Consider the following 584-nt stretch of genomic DNA (forward strand, 5'->3'; position numbering starts at 1 on the left):
GCGTGTCCGCCGCCGCCTTGAAAGCCGCTGGTTCATAGGCGCGCTTGCCGTCGAACATTTCGGCGATCGCCCTGGCGGCGGCCGCCATCTCCTTCATCGAGGCCTGGCGAGCGGCCACGATGGTGTCGCCGGGCCCCGCGGCCAGCGACGGGCCGGCGAGCGCCAGCAAAACCGCCCTCAGAATGATGCGAGACCTCATGCCTTAACGTCGATGATGCCCATCATGCCGAGCTGCTCATGCTCCCGGATGTGGCAGTGGTACATGCGCGCGCCCGGCCGCTCCTGGCGCGTGAGCCGTCTCGCCGCGCGCCACGTTGACCGTGTCCTTCCACGCCAGATAGGGCGGTTTGGCGATCGTGCCGTCGCGTTCGTGCTCGACAACCTGGAACTGCGTGCCGTGGATATGGAACGGATGATCCATGTCGGCCGGGTTGACGATTTCCCAAAGCTCGGTATCGCCGGCCTGGGCAACGGTGTCGACACGCCCCATATCGAACGCCTTGCCGTTGATCAGGAAGTCCATCCCCGTGCTCGCGGCATTCATCGTCATGGCCTCGGTGAGGAAGAGGCGGCGGCTGACGGTG

Annotated in this window: 1 protein-coding gene and 1 pseudogene; both read right to left on the bottom strand. The window is 66.1% G+C overall.

Translation table 11 applies throughout. The features are described from left to right. Nucleotides 1-199 (bottom strand): annotated as a pseudogene (locus EOA27_RS39335) (cytochrome c); the annotation flags it as partial. A 36-nt stretch (nt 200-235) separates the two neighbouring features. Next, nucleotides 236-584 (bottom strand): multicopper oxidase domain-containing protein (locus tag EOA27_RS43260; RefSeq protein ID WP_348639891.1); only part of this gene is annotated, 349 nt, incomplete at its 5' end.

It is taken from the genome of Mesorhizobium sp. M2A.F.Ca.ET.037.01.1.1 (genome assembly GCF_003998075.1).
Taxonomy (GTDB): Bacteria; Pseudomonadota; Alphaproteobacteria; order Rhizobiales; family Rhizobiaceae; genus Mesorhizobium.